Below are 16,660 nucleotides of genomic sequence, written 5' to 3' on the forward strand. Positions count from 1 at the left end.
GCAGGTCCAGCGCGGGCCCGTACCTGGTGTCGACCGGCTCCAAGGCGCGATAGTCCATGGCCAGGTCCACCTCGGACTGCTCCCGGCCGTCCGAGACGCTCAAGCGCACGAACGACGGCTCGGAGCGCTCCTGCTGGACCACCAAGCCCTGTCGGAGCGCGGCGCGCTCGAACGCCTCGGCCCAACGCCGCACCGCAGCCGCGTCGTCAGGGCCGGCGAAATAGTCCAGCTCTCGGGTGGTGCGCTCCAACACCCCGTGCGCCGCCATGGCCGCGCCCCCAGCGAGCACGAAGCGTTCGGACTCGGCCAGACCGGCCACGAGCGCCGCCACACGCTCTTGCAGCCCCGGTCAGCGTCACGGGCCGGCGACGTCCTGACGCTGCCGCTCACGAACGCGCGCTCGGCAATCCTGCAGGTGCACCTGGCGGTGGCGAGCCAGCCATCCGATCCACGCCCGACTGACCACCGGGGGCAGCACGAGCTCGTCCCACAGATCGATGAGCTCATCGACGTCGATGAAGTACCGGACGCCTCAGCGGTGCCCTCCCGCAACACCTGCTCATACACCCGCGCCCGTTGCCGCCGGTCGGCCAAGTCATACGTGGGGTCGGCCCGGCTCCAGTTCACCCGCCGCGGCAACGTCACGACCCCGCTGGCCTTGCGCACCGCAGGGTCATCAACGTCGTCGGGGATCTGTGGAGGGACATCCCCGCGGAGGGCGTACGTCATAGCGCCGATGCTACCCACCCGGCACCCAGCAGGCCCCGACTTGCACACACCCCACCCCGACCCTTGAGGTATCCCCCGGGCCGTGGGTTCAACAGGTTCACCCGCCCCGCCACAACCGTAGGCCATCCGCCGCTCCCTGGATGTTGGCACCGCGGCAAGTTCGAAAGGCCGACCGTGAGATATCGCCGCTATCGCTCACTGAGCTGAACACGTCGACCGAGCGCGGGTCGCCCGCCAATCCTCACAGACTGCTCGTGATCCGTCATGACAGGCCGTGCCGACGCCCCGCGCCGCTTAGCGTTTCTGCAGGTCAGCGGCCTACGGCATGTCCGGCCATGCCGTGCGATGACACCCCGTTCGGTCTGGGGGGCCGGAGATCGGGGGTTCAAATCCCCCCATCCCGACTGCACACCGCCGTGGTGGACGCGTCGACGGCGGCGCGTGTCCGTGCGATCCTCATCGGTCATGGAGTTGAGCACCGAGCCGTACTACCGCGCGGACCTCGCACTCGTGCACCACCTCAAGTTCGGCTCCTACGCCGACCGGTGCGCGCCGGGCATCCTCGCGCTGCTCGAGCCGGTGCGCCGGCGCGCGGGGCTCGTCCTCGAGCTGGGCTGCGGCAGCGGGCACCTCACCCGCCACCTTGTCGCCGCCGGCCATCGCGTCGTCGCCACGGACGCCTCGCAGCCCCTGCTCGACCTCGCGCGGGCAGAGCTGCCCGAACCGACCCGGTGGGTACGCGACATCACGACCTTCGTCCGCGGCGGTGACGGCACGTGGCGCCGAGCCGACGAGCGGCACGACAACGTCCTCGTCGACACCGCGCGGTTGCCGGCCATGCTCGCGCGGCACGGCGTCGAGGCGGCCGTCGGGCGCGCGTTCGACAGCCATGCGCTGCCGGACGGCCTCGCCGCGGTCGTTGGCAGGCGCCCCGCCACCGGCGGGAGCGCGCCGTGAGCGGCCGGCGGCTGCGGGTTGGCACCGCCTCGTGGACGGATCGCACGCTCACCCAGGAGTCGGACTGGTACCCGTCGCGCTCCATGTCGGCGACCGAGCGCCTGCGGTTCTACGCCTCGGTCTTCCCCGTCGTGGAGGTCGACGCGACGTACTACTTCCCGCCGACGCCGGACCTCGCCGGCAAGTGGGTCCACCGCAGCCCCGCCGACTTCCGCTTCGACATCAAGGCCTACTCGCTGCTCACCCACCATCCCACGAAACCCGAGTCGCTGTGGGACGACGTCGCCGGGGGACTGCCTTCGGCGCGCAAGCGCTCGGTCTACCTCGAGCACCTGCCCGACGCCGCGGTCGACCGGGCGTTCGCGCACTTCCACCAGGCACTCGCGCCGCTCTACTCGTCGGGCAAGCTCGGCGGCGTGTTCTTCCAGTTCCCGCCCTGGTTCGTCGCCTCCCGGGCGAACCGGCGCTACCTCGAGTCCCTGCCCGACCGGCTGCCCGGCTACCAGGCGGCCGTCGAGTTCCGGCACGGCAGCTGGCTCGAGGAGGACAGCGCCGCACGCACTCTCGACCTGCTCGAGCGGCTCGGCCTGACGTACGTCTGCGTCGACGGTCCCCAGGGCTTCGCGTCGTCGGTCCCGCCGGTGACCGCCGTCACCGCCGACCTCGCCGTCGTCCGCCTCCACGGGCACAACGCCGAGAACTGGGAGCGCAAAGGGATCACCGCGGCGGAGCGGTTCCGCTACCTCTACAGCAGCGAGGAGCTCGCCGGATGGGTCGAGCCGATCCACCGGCTCGCCGACCAGGCGGGCGAGACGCACGTGCTGTTCAACAACTGCTACCGCGACTACGGGGTGCGGAACGCGCAGGAGATGAAACGCCTCCTGAACTGCTGAAACGCATTCCCGGCCTCCGGTCGTCGCGGTTGCATGCCGCTCCTTGTGCCGTTAACGTACAGCCATGGCCGAGCCGGCGCAAGACCCGCATCCGGACTTCGCGATGCTCGCCACCTCGTGGGACATGTCCATGGAGGCCGACGGCTACGGCGCCGCCACCCGCCGCGGCTACGGCAAGGCCCTCGGCTCCTTCGTCGCCTGGCTCACCGAGCACTCCCCCGGCACCGGCCCGGCCACGGTGGTTCGTGACGACGTGCGCGGCTGGCTCGTCGAGCTGCGCCGCACCCGGGCGCAGAACACCGCAAGGACGTACTATGCGGGCGTCCGCCACTTCTTCCGGTGGCTGCACGCCGAGGGCGAGACCGACCGTGACCCGTGCGAGGGCATCCGCTCCCCCTCCCCCGCCGAGCCGGTGACCGAGGTCATCGCCGCCGCCGACCTGCGCCGCCTCGTCGAGACCTGCGCTGGCCGCGACTTCGTGTCCCGCCGGGACCGCGCCATCCTCCTGCTGTTCCTCGACGGCGGCCTGCGCCTCGCCGAGCTCGCCGAGCTTTCCATCGCGGACGTGGACGTGCGCGAACGCATGGTCTACGTCGTCGGCAAGGGATCGGGGCGCAGCGGCCCCCGCCACCGCGCCGTGCCGCTGGGGATCAAGGCCGCCCAGGCCCTCGACCGCTACCTGCGCGAACGACGACGTCATCCGTGGGCGTCATGCGACGCCCTGTGGCTGGGGGCTCGAGGACGCGGGCCGATCACGGCGGCGGGTATCAAGAGGATGCTGCAGCGCCGCGGCGAGTCCGTCGGCCTGACGATCCATCCGCACATGTTGCGCCACGTGTGGGCGCACGAGTTCCGCGCCGCAGGCGGTAGCGAAGGCGACCTCATGCTGATCGGCGGCTGGAAGTCGAGGGCGATGCTGGACCGCTACGGGCGCTCGGCCGCTGCCGAACGGGCCCGCGACGCCGCACGCCGCTACTCCCTCGGAGACCGGCTATGAAATGGTCGAAGTTCACAGTGGGGGGTCCCATAGACGGCCGGGTACGAGCCACGATAGTCGAGTTTGACCCCGACCTTCCCGCAAGCCCCCTGCGCGACGCGGTCCGGCTGATCTACGACGCTGTGTGCGAGAAGCGGGAGATCCTTCCGGACGGCTCCGAACACGTGCAACCTTGGCTCGGCAAACTCCTAGTGACCGTCCGATGCGCGCTCTGCCAAAGGCGCATCGCATGGGTGCTCGCTGTCGTCTACACCGACGAATGGCTCGCCGCCCATTCGGACCAACAGAATCCTCGGATGTTGTATTGGGCTGAGGTCCGTAGCTCCCCGCCGTCGCGGTGGCTAGCCAAGAAGGCTCGAAGGGTTCCGGCTGCGGTGACCTTGGTCCGGGACTTGCTCGACTTCGCGTCACCACCAGGAACCGCCGACCACCCTCCCTTGCGCGTCGGCTGCGGCTCCCACCCCTCGGGCGAACTCGACCGCCAAAGCGTCGTTACGGCGGCCCGGCGGGCTGAGGCTGCGGGTGAGATGCGCACGATCGAGTTCCGACCTCCAAGCGGAGCGGCATGCTAAAGTCTCGGCGGAAGATCATGTAGGCCCGCGCTGCGTCAGCGGAACCACCGGATTGGGCCCGGAAGCCGAAAGGCTTCGCCGTGGCCGAATTGACGCCAGCGCGAGCATCACTGCGTGGCCGCATCGCCGCCAACGTCCGCTGGTCCCGCGAGGACCCGACAGAGAACGTCCGCCGCGCCAATGTCGGCTTCCAGGCCCGCTTCCTCGACGAGGTGGACCCGAACCGGGAGCTCCCCGAGGCCGAGCGTGAGCGCCGCGCCAAGGCCGCGATGCGCGCCTACATGTGCCAGCTCGCACTCCGGTCCTCAAAGGCCCGCGCCGCCCGAAAGCGTGGTGAGGCGGCGTGAGGGCAGAGAAACGCCCGGCGGATGGTCAGGCCGCCGGGCGCAAGTCCTCTGATGTGGGAGCACCAGGACGACCCCAGCCTAGCAGCCGCAACCGACAAGTTGCGGGAACCGCATACGGCAGGGCCGCCCTCGCCTCCGCCCTCGACCGCATCGAATCCTCCCCGGGAGGCATGCGCCACCGCACCGTGTACGCCGCATCCGCCGCCGTTGGCCAAGTGCTCACCGGCGGTGAGTTACGCGACGAGACCCCCGTGGCCGCCGCCCTCGAGGCTATGGCCCGCAACATCGGCCTGACCGACAACGAGGCCGCCCGACAAGTCCGCCGCGGCATTGAACGCGGCGCCACCACCCCGCGAAAGGCGCCCACCGACGGTCGGATGCTGCGGGACGCCGGCGACGCCCGCGACCGCCTCGTCGCCTGGTGGGAAGCCGTCGAAGCACACCACCTGACCGGTCGAGGCGCCACGACCACCATGCGGCTGCTCGCCGCGTTCGGACTGCTCGCCATGCGAGCCGGCAAGATGCGAGTCAGCGAGTCGCACCGCCAACTCGCCGAGGCCGCCGGCGTCAACTCGGGCACCGTCGCCCGCCACCGTGGTCGCCTCGCACCGTTCGTCCGCGTCGTCGAGCGCGGCAACCGCGCCACCGGCAAACCCACGACGTGGCAGCTCGTCGTTGTGAAGCGTGTCGCATCCCGCACCAACCCGGAGGGTTCTCCTACCCGGATAAGCGGGTTGGTGCATCATGCGACACCCCTCGGCAGCCCGGCGCATGACCTGTGGTCACGCTGGCCGTCGGGTTGGCGGTTGTGGACAGTCCTTGATGAGTCCGACGCCGCCACCGTCGCCGAACTCGTGGCCGCGAGCGGCTGTCACCGCTCGACGTGCTACCGGACTCTGCCGCGCCTGGCCGCACTCGGTCTGGCCGTCACGGACGGCGAAGGCCGTTGGCGTGGCGTCGTGCCGGAAGGCATAGGTGACAGCGGCTTCGTCCGCAGTCGTAAGCGGGAACGCCACGCGGCAGAACGCGAGGCCTGGGCCGGTTGGCGCCGCCTCGCCCTCGACGAGCGCAGGAGGGCGTCGTGACCTACACCGCCGACGTCCTCGGCGTTCCCCGCTGCTCCGCGGTCACCAAGGCAGGGCGACGGTGTCGCAACACCGTGTCCTCGGCCTGGTACGGGGCGGAGAGCCGCACCGACATCCGTGAAGCGATGCTCACCCAGCGCCGCTGCCGCGTTCACGTCGACCTTCCCCTGGCACCCGTTGTGGACCTGTTCACCCGTCGGAGGCTGCCGTGACCGCCGACTACTACGACTCTGAGGCGACCGATCGTCTGTGGGCGTTCATGGAGCCGCCTCGTGCCACGACGGCTCCCTCGCCTGTGGATGACGACGCTGACCGTTGGGTGGGTCCGCCGGAGGATGAAGCTCGACGGCTGCGCGACCGGGGTGTCGAGACGGCGCTGAACGCCGCGGACAGCCGAGCTCGTGGCGCGGCCGAGCGTGCGTTGCGCGAGCTGGCCGAGTCTGGCCGCACCTTCACGTCCGACGACCTGCGCGAGCGCGTCGGCGCGCCCCTGGCGTGTCGCCAGAACGTGCTCGGCGCGCTGTTTCTGACCGCCGCGCAGTCGGGCCTCATCGAGCGGGTTGGCTACCGACAGTCGACCCGCCGGGAGGCGAGGGGCCGCGAGCTCAAACTGTGGCGCGGGACGGGCCGGGTGCCTGACGAGCCGGCCTCCTCGAGCCCGACCCCGGCCCCGGCCGCGAAGCCTGCCCCCGCTGCGGGCGTGTGGACCGCCGCCGACGAGCCCGCGCCGTGCTCGGTTTGCCGCAAACCGGCGTTCATGCGCGACCCGTCGGGGCGACCTCGGCACCGTGCGGCCTGCGGGGGTGGAGCGTGAGGGCCTACACCTCGACCCGTCCTCGCGGCATGGCGCCGTGGCGACCGCAAGCCAAGACGCTCGTGCGGCTCGACCAGGTGCAGGCGGTCCTCGACGAGTACGCCGAGCACCTGCCGCTGACGTGCAGGCAGGTCTTCTACCGGCTCGTCGGCGCCTACGGCTACCCGAAGACCGAGCAGGCCTATGACCGGCTGACCAACATGCTCGTGCGCGCTCGTCGCGCCGGGCTCATACCGTTCGACGCGTTGCGCGACGACGGCGCAACCCACGTCGACCAGGCCGGCTACGTCAACGCCGCGCACTTCCTGCGCAGCGTGCGGGGGGCCGCGCAGTCCTACCGGCGTGACCGCCAGGACCGCCAGCCCGTCGTGCTCGAGCTGTGGTGCGAGGCCGCCGGCATGGCGCCGCAACTGGCGCGCATGGTCGAGCACTACGGCATCGACGTCTACAGCTCGTCGGGCTTCGACTCGCTGACCGTCAAACACGACGCCGCGCAACGCTTCGTCCAGCGCGACCGGCGCACCGTGGTGCTGCACGTCGGCGACCACGACCCGTCGGGGCGGGCGCTGTTCGATTCCGTGGCCAGCGACGTCGCACTGTTGGCGCTCGGGCTCGACCTACCCGAGTGGCTCGTCCCGGAGTTCGTCGAGGTGGCCGTCACCCCCGCGCAGGTCGAGCGCTACGCCCTGCCGTCGTCGCCAGCCAAGGCGACCGACCGCCGCGGCGGCTGGGAAGGCGGGACCGTGCAGGCCGAGGCGCTGGCACCCGACCAGCTCGCCGCCGAAGTGCGGCAAGCCGTAGAAACCCGCTTCGACCTCTACCAGCTCGCCAAGGTGCTCGACACCGAGGAGGCCGAGCGCGCCTACCTCGTCGCCGAGCTCGACCGTCTCGCCAGCGGGGAGGTGTCGGGTGCCCCGTGAGGACGCCCGCACCAAGGGCGTGCGCTACCTCGCCGAAGGCCGGCTCATCGTTGAGGCCGTCGAGGGCGACTTCGTGCTCGCTCGCTGCCGAGGTAACGGGGCGATCTACGCCTGCGGCCATACACCCCGACGGGGCTGGTGGTGTGACTGCGCGGCCAAGACCCACTGCTCCCACCTGTGGGCGTTGATGACAGTGACCGTGAGAAGGAGGAACGCATGACCGGCCGTCTCCACCCGCTCCGCCGAGACAACACCGCAGCACCCGACCCGCACCAGGCCCTCGCTGACGCCCGGGCGAAGCTCAACGTGGTGCGCCAGCTCGTGGCCGAGCGAAAGGCCGGCGCGTCGTCCCTGGCCGTCGCCGAATACGAACTGAACCGAGCGCTGCTGCGAGTCGACGACGCCAGAGCTTGGGGGTCACCCAACGACGACGACCCCGAGGCCGCGTGACGGGCGTCCTCGGCCACACGCCCGCTCGCGGCTGGTGGTGCGATGCCCCGCTCACAACCTGCGCGCATCCCGTCGCCTTGCAGCTCGTCGTCATCCGCAACCGACGGGAGGAATCGTGAGCTTCGCACGCCCGATCAGGGATCCCCTCGACGCCGCCCGCGAGGCCCTCGCCGCCGCCACGGCGCACCTCGAGTGGATCCGCCAGCGGGTGCAGGCCGGCCAGCTCACCGGCCAGGCGTTGACCATGGCCGAGTTGCGCCGCCACCACGCGCAGCAGCGCTTCACATCCCTCCTCCGCGGCGACGGGGACTCAGCCGCGTGAAGCGCCCCGATCATCCGGCCGTCGACGCACTAGCGTTGGCTGTGCGCCTCGCACCGGACGGCTTCGCGCACGAGTTGTACCGGGTGGTCGATTCCTACGTGTCGTCTCTGCGCCGCGACTTTGGGCGGGCGCACCCGCTCACACACTGGTTGCACCACGCGCTGCGCTGTCGGGCGCTGTCAGGCGCTACTGAGTGCGAACCGTTGCCGGACGCCGGCGGCGGTCGGGACACTCGCACCATGACGCTGCTACTGACGTACGGCGAGGTCGCCGAAGCGCTGGCGATCAGCAAGCCGCAGGTTCGCCACCTGGTCAGCGCTGGGGTGCTCCCTGTGCGCTACATCAACTCCGCGCCGCGGATCCACAGGGACGACCTCGAGTCCTACGTGGACGGTCTGCCGATGGAGCGTGCGTCATGAGCGTTACCTCCACGCCCCCGACGGTTCGGCGGCGCAACGCTGCCCGACCGTCGGGGGCTGCTGACCGACTCGAGGCGCTACGTGAACGCGCCCGCGAGGGCGGGATCGTGCATCCCGACGAGCTCGCCGCCGCCGAGGCGGCCGACCGGGTGGAACAACTGCATGCCGAAGGTCAGGCTCGTCGGGCAGCCGAGGAAGCCCAGGAGCGGCAGCGGCAGGCGGTAGCGGACTGCCAACAGCGCATCGCCGACCTGCGCAAGGGCGAGAAGATGCGTGCCGCCTACATCGCCGCGGTGGATGCGTTCGCCACCTACGTCGGCGAAGTGCTGGACCGCAACGATGCGATCCGCTCGGACCTACAGACGGCGGAGAGCCTGGGCGTGGCCGTCGCGCCGGCACTGCGGCCGATCCCGGCCGACTACGCAAGCGCGCTCGCCGTCGGCAAGGCTCTGGACCGCCACCGACGTCGCCTGTCGGGAGCCGAGTCGCACTACTGGCGGATGGCGCTGGGCGACGGGCACGCCGCCGAACGCCGGGCCCGCGGGGCGCTGACCATGGAGGGGCGATGAGCACCATCGAACGGGCCGTCGCGACCCGCCGTGCCTACCGCGCCAAGGTCGACGAGATCAAGGCCAGCGACCTGACACCGGGAGCCAAGCGCGCTCAACTCGAGGAGCTCTACCACCGAACGCAGGCCGAGCTGCGCGGACTGCGCCGCCAGCACGACACCGCGCAGCAGGAGGCGGCTGCCCGCCTGACCCGCCGCCTGTTCGCCGCTCCCGGCAAGCCCGCATACCGCGACGCCGTGACGGCTGTGACCGCGCAGGTCAAGACCCGCGATGACTACCAGCTCGTGGCCAGGCAGGCCGAGATCACCGGCGATGACCTGCTCGCGAAGGCTGCGGCGTCGGTGGCGCACGCCAACGGCTGGAGCCGGGAGGTCAGCGAGTACGCCGAGCGCAGCGGCCAGACCGACACCCTCGACGCCCTGCGCGCACAGCAGGCCACAGCCAACGACCCGACGCACCGTCTCCACCTGTCGATCGGGTTCAACGTCGCGAGGCCGACGTGACGGGGTGGGGGCAGACCACTAGCCGGCTGGCGGCTCCTGACCAAGACGGCCAGCAGAATCTCGCCCCGACGTTTCGACCCGGCTTTCTGAAAGGCCACGTGGCCGGGGGAAGGGGCTGAAGCCTTGCCGCAGAGACGCAAGTCTGAGCACCTGCGGGTGCTGGAGGGCAGTCGCCCGCGCCCCGCAGCACCCAACTTGGGCGGTGGGCTGGGCACCCCCGCGGCCCCGAAGTGGCTGCCGCGTGTCGGCAAGGCGGAGTGGCGGCGGATCGTGCGGGCGTGCGCGGGTCATCCGACGTGGCTTCAAGAGGTGGACGTGGCGCTTCTGACTGCCTACTGTGCGACGTGGGCGACTTACCTCGACGCCGCCCGCGACGTGGCCGAGCGGGGCGCGCTCGTGTCGGGCCGCTCGTCGGCGGACAAGGGCGCGCTGGTCAAGAACCCGGCGGCGCAGATCGCCCGGGACTCGGCGACGCAACTGCGCAACCTCGCCCGCGAACTGGGTTTCAGCCCGGACGCCCGGGGGCGGGTCGACTTGGGCCAGCGTGAAGCGCCAAGCCGGGATGACCTGCTGTCGGACCCGTGCAGGCCTTTGTCATGAGCCCCGACGTGCTCGGTGGCATGAGGGTGCGGGCCGCAGACGGCCACCCACTACGTGCCCAAGGGGGTTCCCCCGCCGCGGTGCGCCGAGCCGAGTGCCGCGCCGTCGGCGGGGGTCAACGTTCACCGGCGGGGAGGTGACGGCTAGTGGCTGAGCGCGTTGTCACGGTTCGATACCGGGCCCTCCACGCGGACTACATGCGTGCCACGCGGGAGATGTCCGCGTCCACGCAGCAGTTCGGGACGCGGGTGGCGGATGTGACGCGGAAGAACCGCGAGCACTTCGACACGCTCGGCAAGGGCATGGCGGTGGCTGGGACCGCGATGGTGGGGTCGGCCACTATGGCGGCCCGGTCGGCTATGCAGTGGGAATCGGCGTTCGCCGGTGTCCGCAAAACGGTTGACGCGACCGAGGGGCAGCTTGCGGCATTGTCGGGCGAGCTCCGGGAGATGGCCACGCAGATCCCGGTAACCGCGACGGAGCTCGCGGGGATCGGCGAGGCCGCAGGCCAGCTGGGCGTCCAGACGGAGAACATCGCCGCGTTCACCCGCACCATGGCTGATCTCGGGGTGGCGACGAACATGTCGTCGGACCAGGCGGCCACCAGCTTGGCGCGCTTGGCGAACATCACGCAGCTTCCCCAGACCGAGTTCGACCGGCTCGGCTCCACGATTGTGAGGTTGGGCAACAACCTCGCTACCACCGAGTCTGAGATCACCGAGATGGGGTTGCGGATCGCGGGTGCAGGCGCGCAGATCGGCCTGGCCGAATCCGAGATTCTTGCAATCGGTGGGGCGTTGTCGTCGGTGGGCATCGAAGCTGAGGCAGGCGGGTCGGCGATCTCGCGTGTGATGATCAACATCGCCAGTCAGGTGGAGACCAGCGGTGACATGCTCGGCGAGTTCGCCCGTGTCGCCGGGACGTCGGCGGAAGAGTTCGCAGCGCAGTGGCGCGAGGACCCCGCACAAGCCCTCGTCGCGTTCGTGACCGGGTTGGGGGACATGGAGCGGCAGGGCGGCTCCACCCTGCAGACGCTCGAGGCGTTGGGGATCACCGAGATTCGGATGCGGGACGCGTTGCTCCGCTCAGCGGGTGCCGGCAGTCTGCTGGCGGACGCGATCGGCCTGGCGAACGGTGCGTGGAAAGAGAACAACGCGCTGACGCTCGAAGCCGAGCAGCGGTATCAGACCGCCGAGTCCCGCCTGCAGATAGCGCGCAACGAGATAACCGACTTCGCCATCGGCGTCGGCGAGAGCGTCCTCCCCGTGCTCGTGGGGGTCGCTGAGGCCGGTGCGGGTCTGGCGGGCGTGCTCGGCGACTTGCCCGAGCCTGTGCAGAGGGTCGGCGGGGTGGCCACGCTCGCCGCAGGCGGGTTGACCGCGATGGGCGGCGCCGCGCTGCTGCTGCTGCCGCGGGTGGTGGCGACCAAGGACGCCCTCACCGCTTTGAACATCACGAAAGCCACCACGCTTGCGCGGATGAGCTCGCTCGCGAAGTTCATGATCGGCCCGTGGGGCCTCGCCGTGGGGGGCGCAACCGCCGGGTTGTACGCCTGGCAGCAAGCCGCAGCAGCCACCGCCGAGGCCATCGCCGAAGTCAACGCGGCCGTCGCGGAAACGTCGGGGGAGCCGGCGGAGGCATTGCGGGCGGTCCGTGAGCAGTTCGACGCGATCGGCCGCAGCGGCGGGTTCGCCACGGACGTCGGCCGGTTCTTCCGGCAGATGATCGGCGGCACCACGCTGGGCACCGAACGGGCGGAGATCTTCGCCGCCGCCGTCGAGACGGTCGGGGAGACGTCGGCGCGGTCGGCGCTCGAGCTGGTCGAGATGGCCGAGGCTGCGGGGCTGGTCGCCCGCGAGTCCGACGGGTCGGTGACGGCGCTGTCGCACATGGGCGACGCCACCGTGCTGACCGCCATGCAGATCGTGAACCTCGGGGCGGCGGCGGAGAAGCAACGCCGCGAGGCCAACCTCGCCGCACAGGACAACAGCGCCCTCGGCGGGACGTTCCAGCAGCTCGGCGCCGACGCTCACACGCTCGGCGCCGAGCTCGGCGAGACGGGCTCGTTCCTCGACTCGCTGTCCGCCACCGCGAAAGCCGCGATGGAGCCGCTCGCGCACGGTTTCGACCCGTTCGACCACTACACGAGGTAGCCGCCATGACGATGATCTGTGTCAGCGCAGCGCAGGACCACGCCGCCATCATGAGCGACACGCTGCTGCGCCAGTTCGACAGCCGCAACGCCTGGGTCGCCGAGGACGAGCGCAAGGTCATGGTGCTGCCGGAGATCAACGCGGCGGTCACCGCCCGCGGGCACGCCGGCATGGCGCAGGTGTGGGCGGTGATGGCCGCCCGGCGTGCCGGTGAGGTCGCGGACTTCGACGAGTTCACCGAACGCGCCCAGACCATCCTCCTGGGCGTCCTCACGGCAGCCCGGGAGCGGCCGTGGTACGAGCGGCTCGAGGGCCTCGGCGTGGAGTTCGCCGGTGACCTGTGCGCCTACTTCGTCGGCTGGTCACCCCGCGCCGGCCGGTTCAAGGCTTTTGCGGCTTGCGCATCCGAGAACTTCAAGCCTGACGACATCTCCGACGAGTTCCACGCCACCCCGGTGCCGCTCGGGGCGCAGCCCACCGCGGTGGAGCGACGCATCTACGAGCGGATGGGTAACCCGCTGCCTTCCGGCCCGCCCGTCTCGGCACCGACGTCTGTCGGAGAATGGGTGGGGTTGGCGAAGCGGATTCACCGCACCCGCGCTGTGCGCAGGGACCTCGGTCTCACCCAGGACATGTGGAAAGTGGAGGTCGGCGGGCCTGTCCACCTGACCCGTCTCGTGGAGGGCGGCCCTGCCACGCAGCAGCGGATCCACACGTTCGACGCCGAGGACTTCCGGGCCGCGTTCACGGGCAGCTTCCACCCGGTCGGCCAGCTCGGCCCTTGCCCGTGCCGCAGCGGCCGGCGCTACCTCGACTGCCACATCGCCCTCTGGCAGGACCTGCCGTGCCACTGCGAGTCCGGTGACACCCTGCGGAACTGCTGCAAGCTCGACTTGGACAGCGCCGAAGCGGTCGAGTGGCTCAGCGAGTACCCCGACCTCGCCCGCCCGGTTCCGCCCCGTCAGGCCAAGGTCGGCCGCAACGAGCCCTGCCCGTGCGGCTCAGGCGTGAAGGCGAAGAAGTGCTGTCTGGTCGGGGCGGCTGCGTGAGTGGGGAGGACTACTCCGGCCCCTCCACCGACAAGGGGATCTCCGCCAGGCCTCGGGGGGGGTAGACCGCCCCCGAGAACCGTGTGACACTGCATAGGGCAGACCGGTAGGGTGGAAAGCGCAGTAGTTGTCCCGTGCACTTGTCGGCCGACAGGGTGAACCAGAGGCCATGAGAGGCCCGCCGGGGAAGGACGCCACCGCATGTCCAGCAGCGACCGGCGGGAACGCCGAAAGCTGCAAGAGGACGCAAACAGGCAAGGTTGGGAGTTCACGGACAAGGGCCGATATGGGAAGCTCAAGTGCCCTTGCCCCGAGAGGCACATCAGGTTGAGCGTGCACCACAGTCCGTCCAACCCCAACTACTGGAAAGAGCTGCGCGCATGGCTCGTCCGCCACACGTGCTGGAGGGAGGACCGATGAAGTACCGCATGGGCGTGTGGCTCTCATTCTTCCAGCGGGAGGCTCCCGAGCCAGAGTGGGGCCACGAGTCATTCGAGGACTTCCTCGACGAGGTCATGGAGCATCTCCTTGACAACGACGATGTGGAAGACCCAAGCGTCGGCGGCTCACTAGCGCGACTCGACGTCGAGATCGCACTCACCCTGACCCTGCCTGACGACGCCACTACTGAGCATGTGGTTGAAGGCGGCATGGCTGCCATTCGCTCCGCCATCCACGCCGCCCGCGGCGGAACACCTGACTGGCCTACCTTCCGTGAGGGCGACTTTACTGCAGGGCCGCTCCAGCCCGCATAGCGGGCAACCCTGCCGTGAACGCCGTCGCGGTAGGCTCTACGCCCCGTGGACGCCCTGCGCCTTCACCGCGAGCCGGACCTCGGCGAGGCGCTCCCTCCCGTTGCCCCTGAGTGGTACGAGGACGCCGCCTGCGCCGACATGGACACCGAGGCGTTCTTCAACGAGACGGCCAAAGGCGTGGCCGAGGCCAAGGCGACCTGCGCCGGCTGCCCCGTGCTCGAGGCGTGCCGCGCCGAGGCGATGGCCGATCACAGCTTGGCCGGCGTGTGGGGCGGCTGGACGGAGCACGAGCGCGGCGAGGTCCGCGCCGGCCGCGAACCCGTGGACCGCCCCCGCCGCAGCGTCGCTCAGGCGCGCCCTGAGCGCCCCCGGGGGGAGCTGCAGCCCTGCGGGACGCCTGCCGCCTACACCCGCCACCGACGGCGCGGCGAGCCCGCCTGCGAGGCGTGCCGGGAGGCCAACAGGCGGAAGGTCCGGGAACGCCGCCAAGGCAGGCAAGCGGCCGCGTAAGGGGGGGGCGTAGGAGGCCGTTATTACTCAGCCGGGCAGCGTGATGACCGGAACCTGGCCAACAGGGCCTACGGGCAGCGGCTTGGTCTCTGACGCCGCACAGTCGCCGCACAGTCGGAAACCCCAGTCGTGCACGCCGACGGGGACGCGGCCGGGCGGCATCCCGCAGCTCGTGGAGACGATGGCGGACGCTTGCTCGCTCGGAATGCCGAACCCGCCCATCAGGAAGGCGATCGCGGCCTCGGCCTCCCCCCTCACCGCTATCGCGGTGTCGGTGCCGCGCAGGCACACCACGCAGCTGTTCCTGTAGTCGCCTCGGAGTCCGGGCGCGGGCATTGGATCGGGCAGACCTCCCTGACCGACTCTGGGGTGTGGCATGGTGACCCTCCTTCTGCGGTGCAACATTGTGACCGAACGGCCCCGAGCCGAAGCCCGGGGCCGTTGTGGAGCGATTGGGCGGCTACTCGTCGCCCTCCCCGAAGACGATGCGGCTGATGCGGCCGAGCGGGCCCTGTTGGCGCACTGTGTCGACGCGGATGATGGACCCTTCGCGCTCCAAGTCGTCGACCGCCTCGTTGAGCATCCTGCAGAACGCCACCACTTCAGGCTCGTAGTCGTCGATGCCCGGCCCGGACAGGCCGTACCGCTCGAAGGTCTCCGGGTGCTGTTCCCCCTCGACGGCGTGCTCGGCCCGCAGCGCCATCGCCGACAGCAGCACATCGACCTCCCGCAGGCCGCAGGCCTCCACAAGGTCGAGGTCGAGCGACTCGAGGTCATCCTCGGTCGCCAGCGACGGGTACCGGTCGCTCGTCCAGTCCTGCCGCAGCCGCCGGAGGCGGTCGGTCAGCTCCAACACGGCCTCGTGGACGGCGCGGGCGAAGGGCAGGAGCTCGTCGGCCTCGGCCCGCAGATGCGCGGGGATGCGGTCGGTGTCGGTCACGACGCCACCCGCTTGCCCTTGTCGGCGATGTACTCCAGCGTGCCTGCGGCGGCGTCCAAGGCCAGGGCGACCTCAGCGAGCGTGTGCAGGTACGGGCCCATCTCATTGAAGCCGTCGGCACGGCCGATGTACTCCGTCATGGCTGCCAGCACCTTCGCCAGCCGGCCGTGGTCTTCGCGCAGGTCGGTGATGACCTCGCCTTGTCGGAACTCGTCGATCTCGACGACCTGTGTGATGTCGGTGTCGGTCATCGTGTGCCCTCCCCGTCCTCGTCGAGCCCCAGCAGCTTCGCCGAGCGCTCCATCGCCGCATCGAGGCGCCGTCGGTTCTCCGCGACGGCCTCGTCGCGGATAGAGCGCAGGACGGCGAGCGCGTCGTCCACGAAGGCGACGACGTTGCCCGGCGCGGCCGTGTCCCGGTCGCTGTCGTACAGGACCGCCAGCACGTCGGCCAGCATGTCCGTCAGGTCGGCGTGCGCGTGGACGAGCGGGCTGCCGGTGTGGTCGGACAGGCGGCCCTTGAGCTGCGCGAGGAAGGCGTCCATCGCCTCGTAGCGCGCCTCCTCGTCCCGGACGGTGGTGGTGTCGGCGGCCGTCACGACGCACCCCCTTCCTCGGCTGCGTCTGCACGCCGCCGGGACTCGGTGACGGCCTCGGCGCGCAGGTCGTGCAGCACGCCGAGCAGCCTGTCGAGGAACGCGACCACCTGCCCGGGCGCTGCGGTGTCCCCGTCGCCGCTCTCGTGCAGCGCGTTCAACATGTAAAGGATGACGTCGGCGGTCGACTCGGCGGCGGTGCCGAGGTCGTCGGTGACGGTGCCGATGTCGCCTGTCCTGTCGGTGATGCGTGCGACGAGCTCGTCATGGCGGCTGCTGACCCGCTCGTAGCGCGCCAGCTCCTCCGGTGTCAGCTCGTCGGCTATCGTGTTGCTCATCGGTGTCCCCTTCCAGGTGTCGGTTCCCACGAAGGAGCGAACGCGGGGCACGGGTGGATGTGCCGATAACTGGCACGGTTTCGCTCGCGGAAGACCTGCAAAAGCGCTGCTGCGCATGCCGCTATCCGCGAACAGACAACTGC

The 16,660-nt window shown here is 70.6% G+C and carries 24 protein-coding genes; 18 read left to right on the forward strand and 6 right to left on the reverse strand.

Features of this window, described 5'->3' with window-relative positions; translation table 11 throughout:
• A partial coding sequence (locus VM324_08515; GenBank protein HVL99319.1) for a nucleotidyl transferase AbiEii/AbiGii toxin family protein occupies positions 1–331 on the reverse strand: 331 nt, incomplete at its 3' end.
• An 863-nt stretch (positions 332–1,194) separates the two neighbouring features.
• Between VM324_08515 and VM324_08520 the strand changes: the two genes are divergently transcribed.
• The 18 genes from VM324_08520 (at position 1,195) to VM324_08605 (ending at position 14,644) form a co-directional block, all read left to right on the forward strand.
• Entirely contained in the window at positions 1,195–1,686 is a 492-nt protein-coding gene (locus VM324_08520) for a methyltransferase domain-containing protein (GenBank protein HVL99320.1), read from the forward strand.
• A complete protein-coding gene (locus VM324_08525) occupies positions 1,683–2,579 on the forward strand; it encodes a DUF72 domain-containing protein (GenBank protein ID HVL99321.1) in 897 nt (298 codons plus the stop codon). Before VM324_08520 ends, VM324_08525 begins: the two co-directional genes overlap by 4 nt.
• A gap of 64 nt (positions 2,580–2,643) precedes the next feature.
• Complete coding sequence (locus VM324_08530) at positions 2,644–3,576, forward strand: tyrosine-type recombinase/integrase (GenBank protein ID HVL99322.1); 933 nt, start codon at positions 2,644–2,646, stop codon at positions 3,574–3,576.
• A 652-nt stretch (positions 3,577–4,228) separates the two neighbouring features.
• A complete protein-coding gene (locus VM324_08535) occupies positions 4,229–4,495 on the forward strand; it encodes a hypothetical protein (GenBank protein ID HVL99323.1) in 267 nt (88 codons plus the stop codon).
• 170 nt (positions 4,496–4,665) lie between these two features.
• Entirely contained in the window at positions 4,666–5,580 is a 915-nt protein-coding gene (locus VM324_08540) for a hypothetical protein (protein ID HVL99324.1), read from the forward strand.
• Positions 5,577–5,792: a hypothetical protein gene (locus VM324_08545; protein ID HVL99325.1), complete on the forward strand. Its 216-nt coding sequence runs from the start codon at positions 5,577–5,579 to the stop codon at positions 5,790–5,792. The genes VM324_08540 and VM324_08545 overlap by 4 nt, the downstream gene beginning before the upstream one ends.
• Entirely contained in the window at positions 5,789–6,394 is a 606-nt protein-coding gene (locus VM324_08550; protein HVL99326.1) for a hypothetical protein, read from the forward strand. Before VM324_08545 ends, VM324_08550 begins: the two co-directional genes overlap by 4 nt.
• Entirely contained in the window at positions 6,391–7,314 is a 924-nt protein-coding gene (locus tag VM324_08555; protein HVL99327.1) for a hypothetical protein, read from the forward strand. Before VM324_08550 ends, VM324_08555 begins: the two co-directional genes overlap by 4 nt.
• A 216-nt stretch (positions 7,315–7,530) precedes the next feature.
• Positions 7,531–7,764 carry a hypothetical protein gene (locus VM324_08560; GenBank protein ID HVL99328.1) on the forward strand — a complete coding sequence of 78 codons (234 nt, stop codon included), beginning with the start codon at positions 7,531–7,533 and terminating at the stop codon, positions 7,762–7,764.
• 115 nt (positions 7,765–7,879) lie between these two features.
• Entirely contained in the window at positions 7,880–8,086 is a 207-nt protein-coding gene (locus VM324_08565) for a hypothetical protein (GenBank protein ID HVL99329.1), read from the forward strand.
• A gap of 239 nt (positions 8,087–8,325) precedes the next feature.
• The gene (locus tag VM324_08570) at positions 8,326–8,505 is read left to right on the forward strand and encodes a helix-turn-helix domain-containing protein (GenBank protein ID HVL99330.1); all 180 of its coding nucleotides are present in this window, start codon (positions 8,326–8,328) and stop codon (positions 8,503–8,505) included.
• Between the two features lie 107 nt (positions 8,506–8,612).
• A complete protein-coding gene (locus VM324_08575; protein HVL99331.1) occupies positions 8,613–9,074 on the forward strand; it encodes a hypothetical protein in 462 nt (153 codons plus the stop codon).
• Positions 9,071–9,577, forward strand: coding sequence for a hypothetical protein (locus VM324_08580; protein HVL99332.1), 507 nt, complete (start codon positions 9,071–9,073; stop codon positions 9,575–9,577). Before VM324_08575 ends, VM324_08580 begins: the two co-directional genes overlap by 4 nt.
• A gap of 156 nt (positions 9,578–9,733) precedes the next feature.
• Positions 9,734–10,177, forward strand: a complete 444-nt coding sequence (locus tag VM324_08585) for a phage terminase small subunit P27 family (GenBank protein HVL99333.1) — start codon at positions 9,734–9,736, stop codon at positions 10,175–10,177.
• Between the two features lie 146 nt (positions 10,178–10,323).
• Positions 10,324–12,330, forward strand: coding sequence for a phage tail tape measure protein (locus VM324_08590; protein HVL99334.1), 2,007 nt, complete (start codon positions 10,324–10,326; stop codon positions 12,328–12,330).
• A 5-nt stretch (positions 12,331–12,335) separates the two neighbouring features.
• A complete protein-coding gene (locus tag VM324_08595) occupies positions 12,336–13,379 on the forward strand; it encodes an SEC-C metal-binding domain-containing protein (GenBank protein HVL99335.1) in 1,044 nt (347 codons plus the stop codon).
• A gap of 416 nt (positions 13,380–13,795) precedes the next feature.
• Positions 13,796–14,134 carry a hypothetical protein gene (locus VM324_08600; GenBank protein ID HVL99336.1) on the forward strand — a complete coding sequence of 113 codons (339 nt, stop codon included), beginning with the start codon at positions 13,796–13,798 and terminating at the stop codon, positions 14,132–14,134.
• 45 nt (positions 14,135–14,179) lie between these two features.
• Positions 14,180–14,644, forward strand: coding sequence for a WhiB family transcriptional regulator (locus tag VM324_08605; GenBank protein ID HVL99337.1), 465 nt, complete (start codon positions 14,180–14,182; stop codon positions 14,642–14,644).
• A 27-nt stretch (positions 14,645–14,671) separates the two neighbouring features.
• Here VM324_08605 and VM324_08610 read toward each other — a convergent pair whose 3' ends face one another.
• The 5 genes from VM324_08610 to VM324_08630 all read right to left on the reverse strand — a co-directional run bounded on the left by VM324_08610 (position 14,672) and on the right by VM324_08630 (position 16,517).
• Positions 14,672–14,938 (reverse strand): hypothetical protein, encoded by a 267-nt coding sequence (locus tag VM324_08610; GenBank protein ID HVL99338.1) that lies wholly within the window; start codon positions 14,936–14,938, stop codon positions 14,672–14,674.
• A 166-nt stretch (positions 14,939–15,104) separates the two neighbouring features.
• Complete coding sequence (locus VM324_08615; protein HVL99339.1) at positions 15,105–15,584, reverse strand: hypothetical protein; 480 nt, start codon at positions 15,582–15,584, stop codon at positions 15,105–15,107.
• Positions 15,581–15,835: a hypothetical protein gene (locus VM324_08620; GenBank protein HVL99340.1), complete on the reverse strand. Its 255-nt coding sequence runs from the start codon at positions 15,833–15,835 to the stop codon at positions 15,581–15,583. The genes VM324_08615 and VM324_08620 overlap by 4 nt, the downstream gene beginning before the upstream one ends.
• Positions 15,832–16,182 carry a hypothetical protein gene (locus VM324_08625; protein ID HVL99341.1) on the reverse strand — a complete coding sequence of 117 codons (351 nt, stop codon included), beginning with the start codon at positions 16,180–16,182 and terminating at the stop codon, positions 15,832–15,834. The genes VM324_08620 and VM324_08625 overlap by 4 nt, the downstream gene beginning before the upstream one ends.
• Positions 16,179–16,517 (reverse strand): hypothetical protein, encoded by a 339-nt coding sequence (locus VM324_08630; protein HVL99342.1) that lies wholly within the window; start codon positions 16,515–16,517, stop codon positions 16,179–16,181. Before VM324_08630 ends, VM324_08625 begins: the two co-directional genes overlap by 4 nt.
• Positions 16,518–16,660: the final 143 nt, after the last annotated feature.

The sequence above is a fragment of the Egibacteraceae bacterium genome (assembly GCA_035540635.1).
In the GTDB taxonomy this organism is placed as follows: domain Bacteria; phylum Actinomycetota; class Nitriliruptoria; order Euzebyales; family Egibacteraceae; genus DATLGH01.

Coding starts and splice junctions, on each gene's coding strand:
- VM324_08520 (HVL99320.1), top strand. CDS start 1,195: ATGGAGTTGAGCACCGAGCCGTACTACCGCGCGGACCTCGCACTCGTG.
- VM324_08530 (HVL99322.1), top strand. CDS start 2,644: ATGGCCGAGCCGGCGCAAGACCCGCATCCGGACTTCGCGATGCTCGCC.
- VM324_08540 (HVL99324.1), top strand. CDS start 4,666: ATGCGCCACCGCACCGTGTACGCCGCATCCGCCGCCGTTGGCCAAGTG.
- VM324_08560 (HVL99328.1), top strand. CDS start 7,531: ATGACCGGCCGTCTCCACCCGCTCCGCCGAGACAACACCGCAGCACCC.
- VM324_08570 (HVL99330.1), top strand. CDS start 8,326: ATGACGCTGCTACTGACGTACGGCGAGGTCGCCGAAGCGCTGGCGATC.
- VM324_08580 (HVL99332.1), top strand. CDS start 9,071: ATGAGCACCATCGAACGGGCCGTCGCGACCCGCCGTGCCTACCGCGCC.
- VM324_08595 (HVL99335.1), top strand. CDS start 12,336: ATGACGATGATCTGTGTCAGCGCAGCGCAGGACCACGCCGCCATCATG.
- VM324_08600 (HVL99336.1), top strand. CDS start 13,796: ATGAAGTACCGCATGGGCGTGTGGCTCTCATTCTTCCAGCGGGAGGCT.
- VM324_08620 (HVL99340.1), bottom strand. CDS start 15,835: ATGACCGACACCGACATCACACAGGTCGTCGAGATCGACGAGTTCCGA.
- VM324_08630 (HVL99342.1), bottom strand. CDS start 16,517: ATGAGCAACACGATAGCCGACGAGCTGACACCGGAGGAGCTGGCGCGC.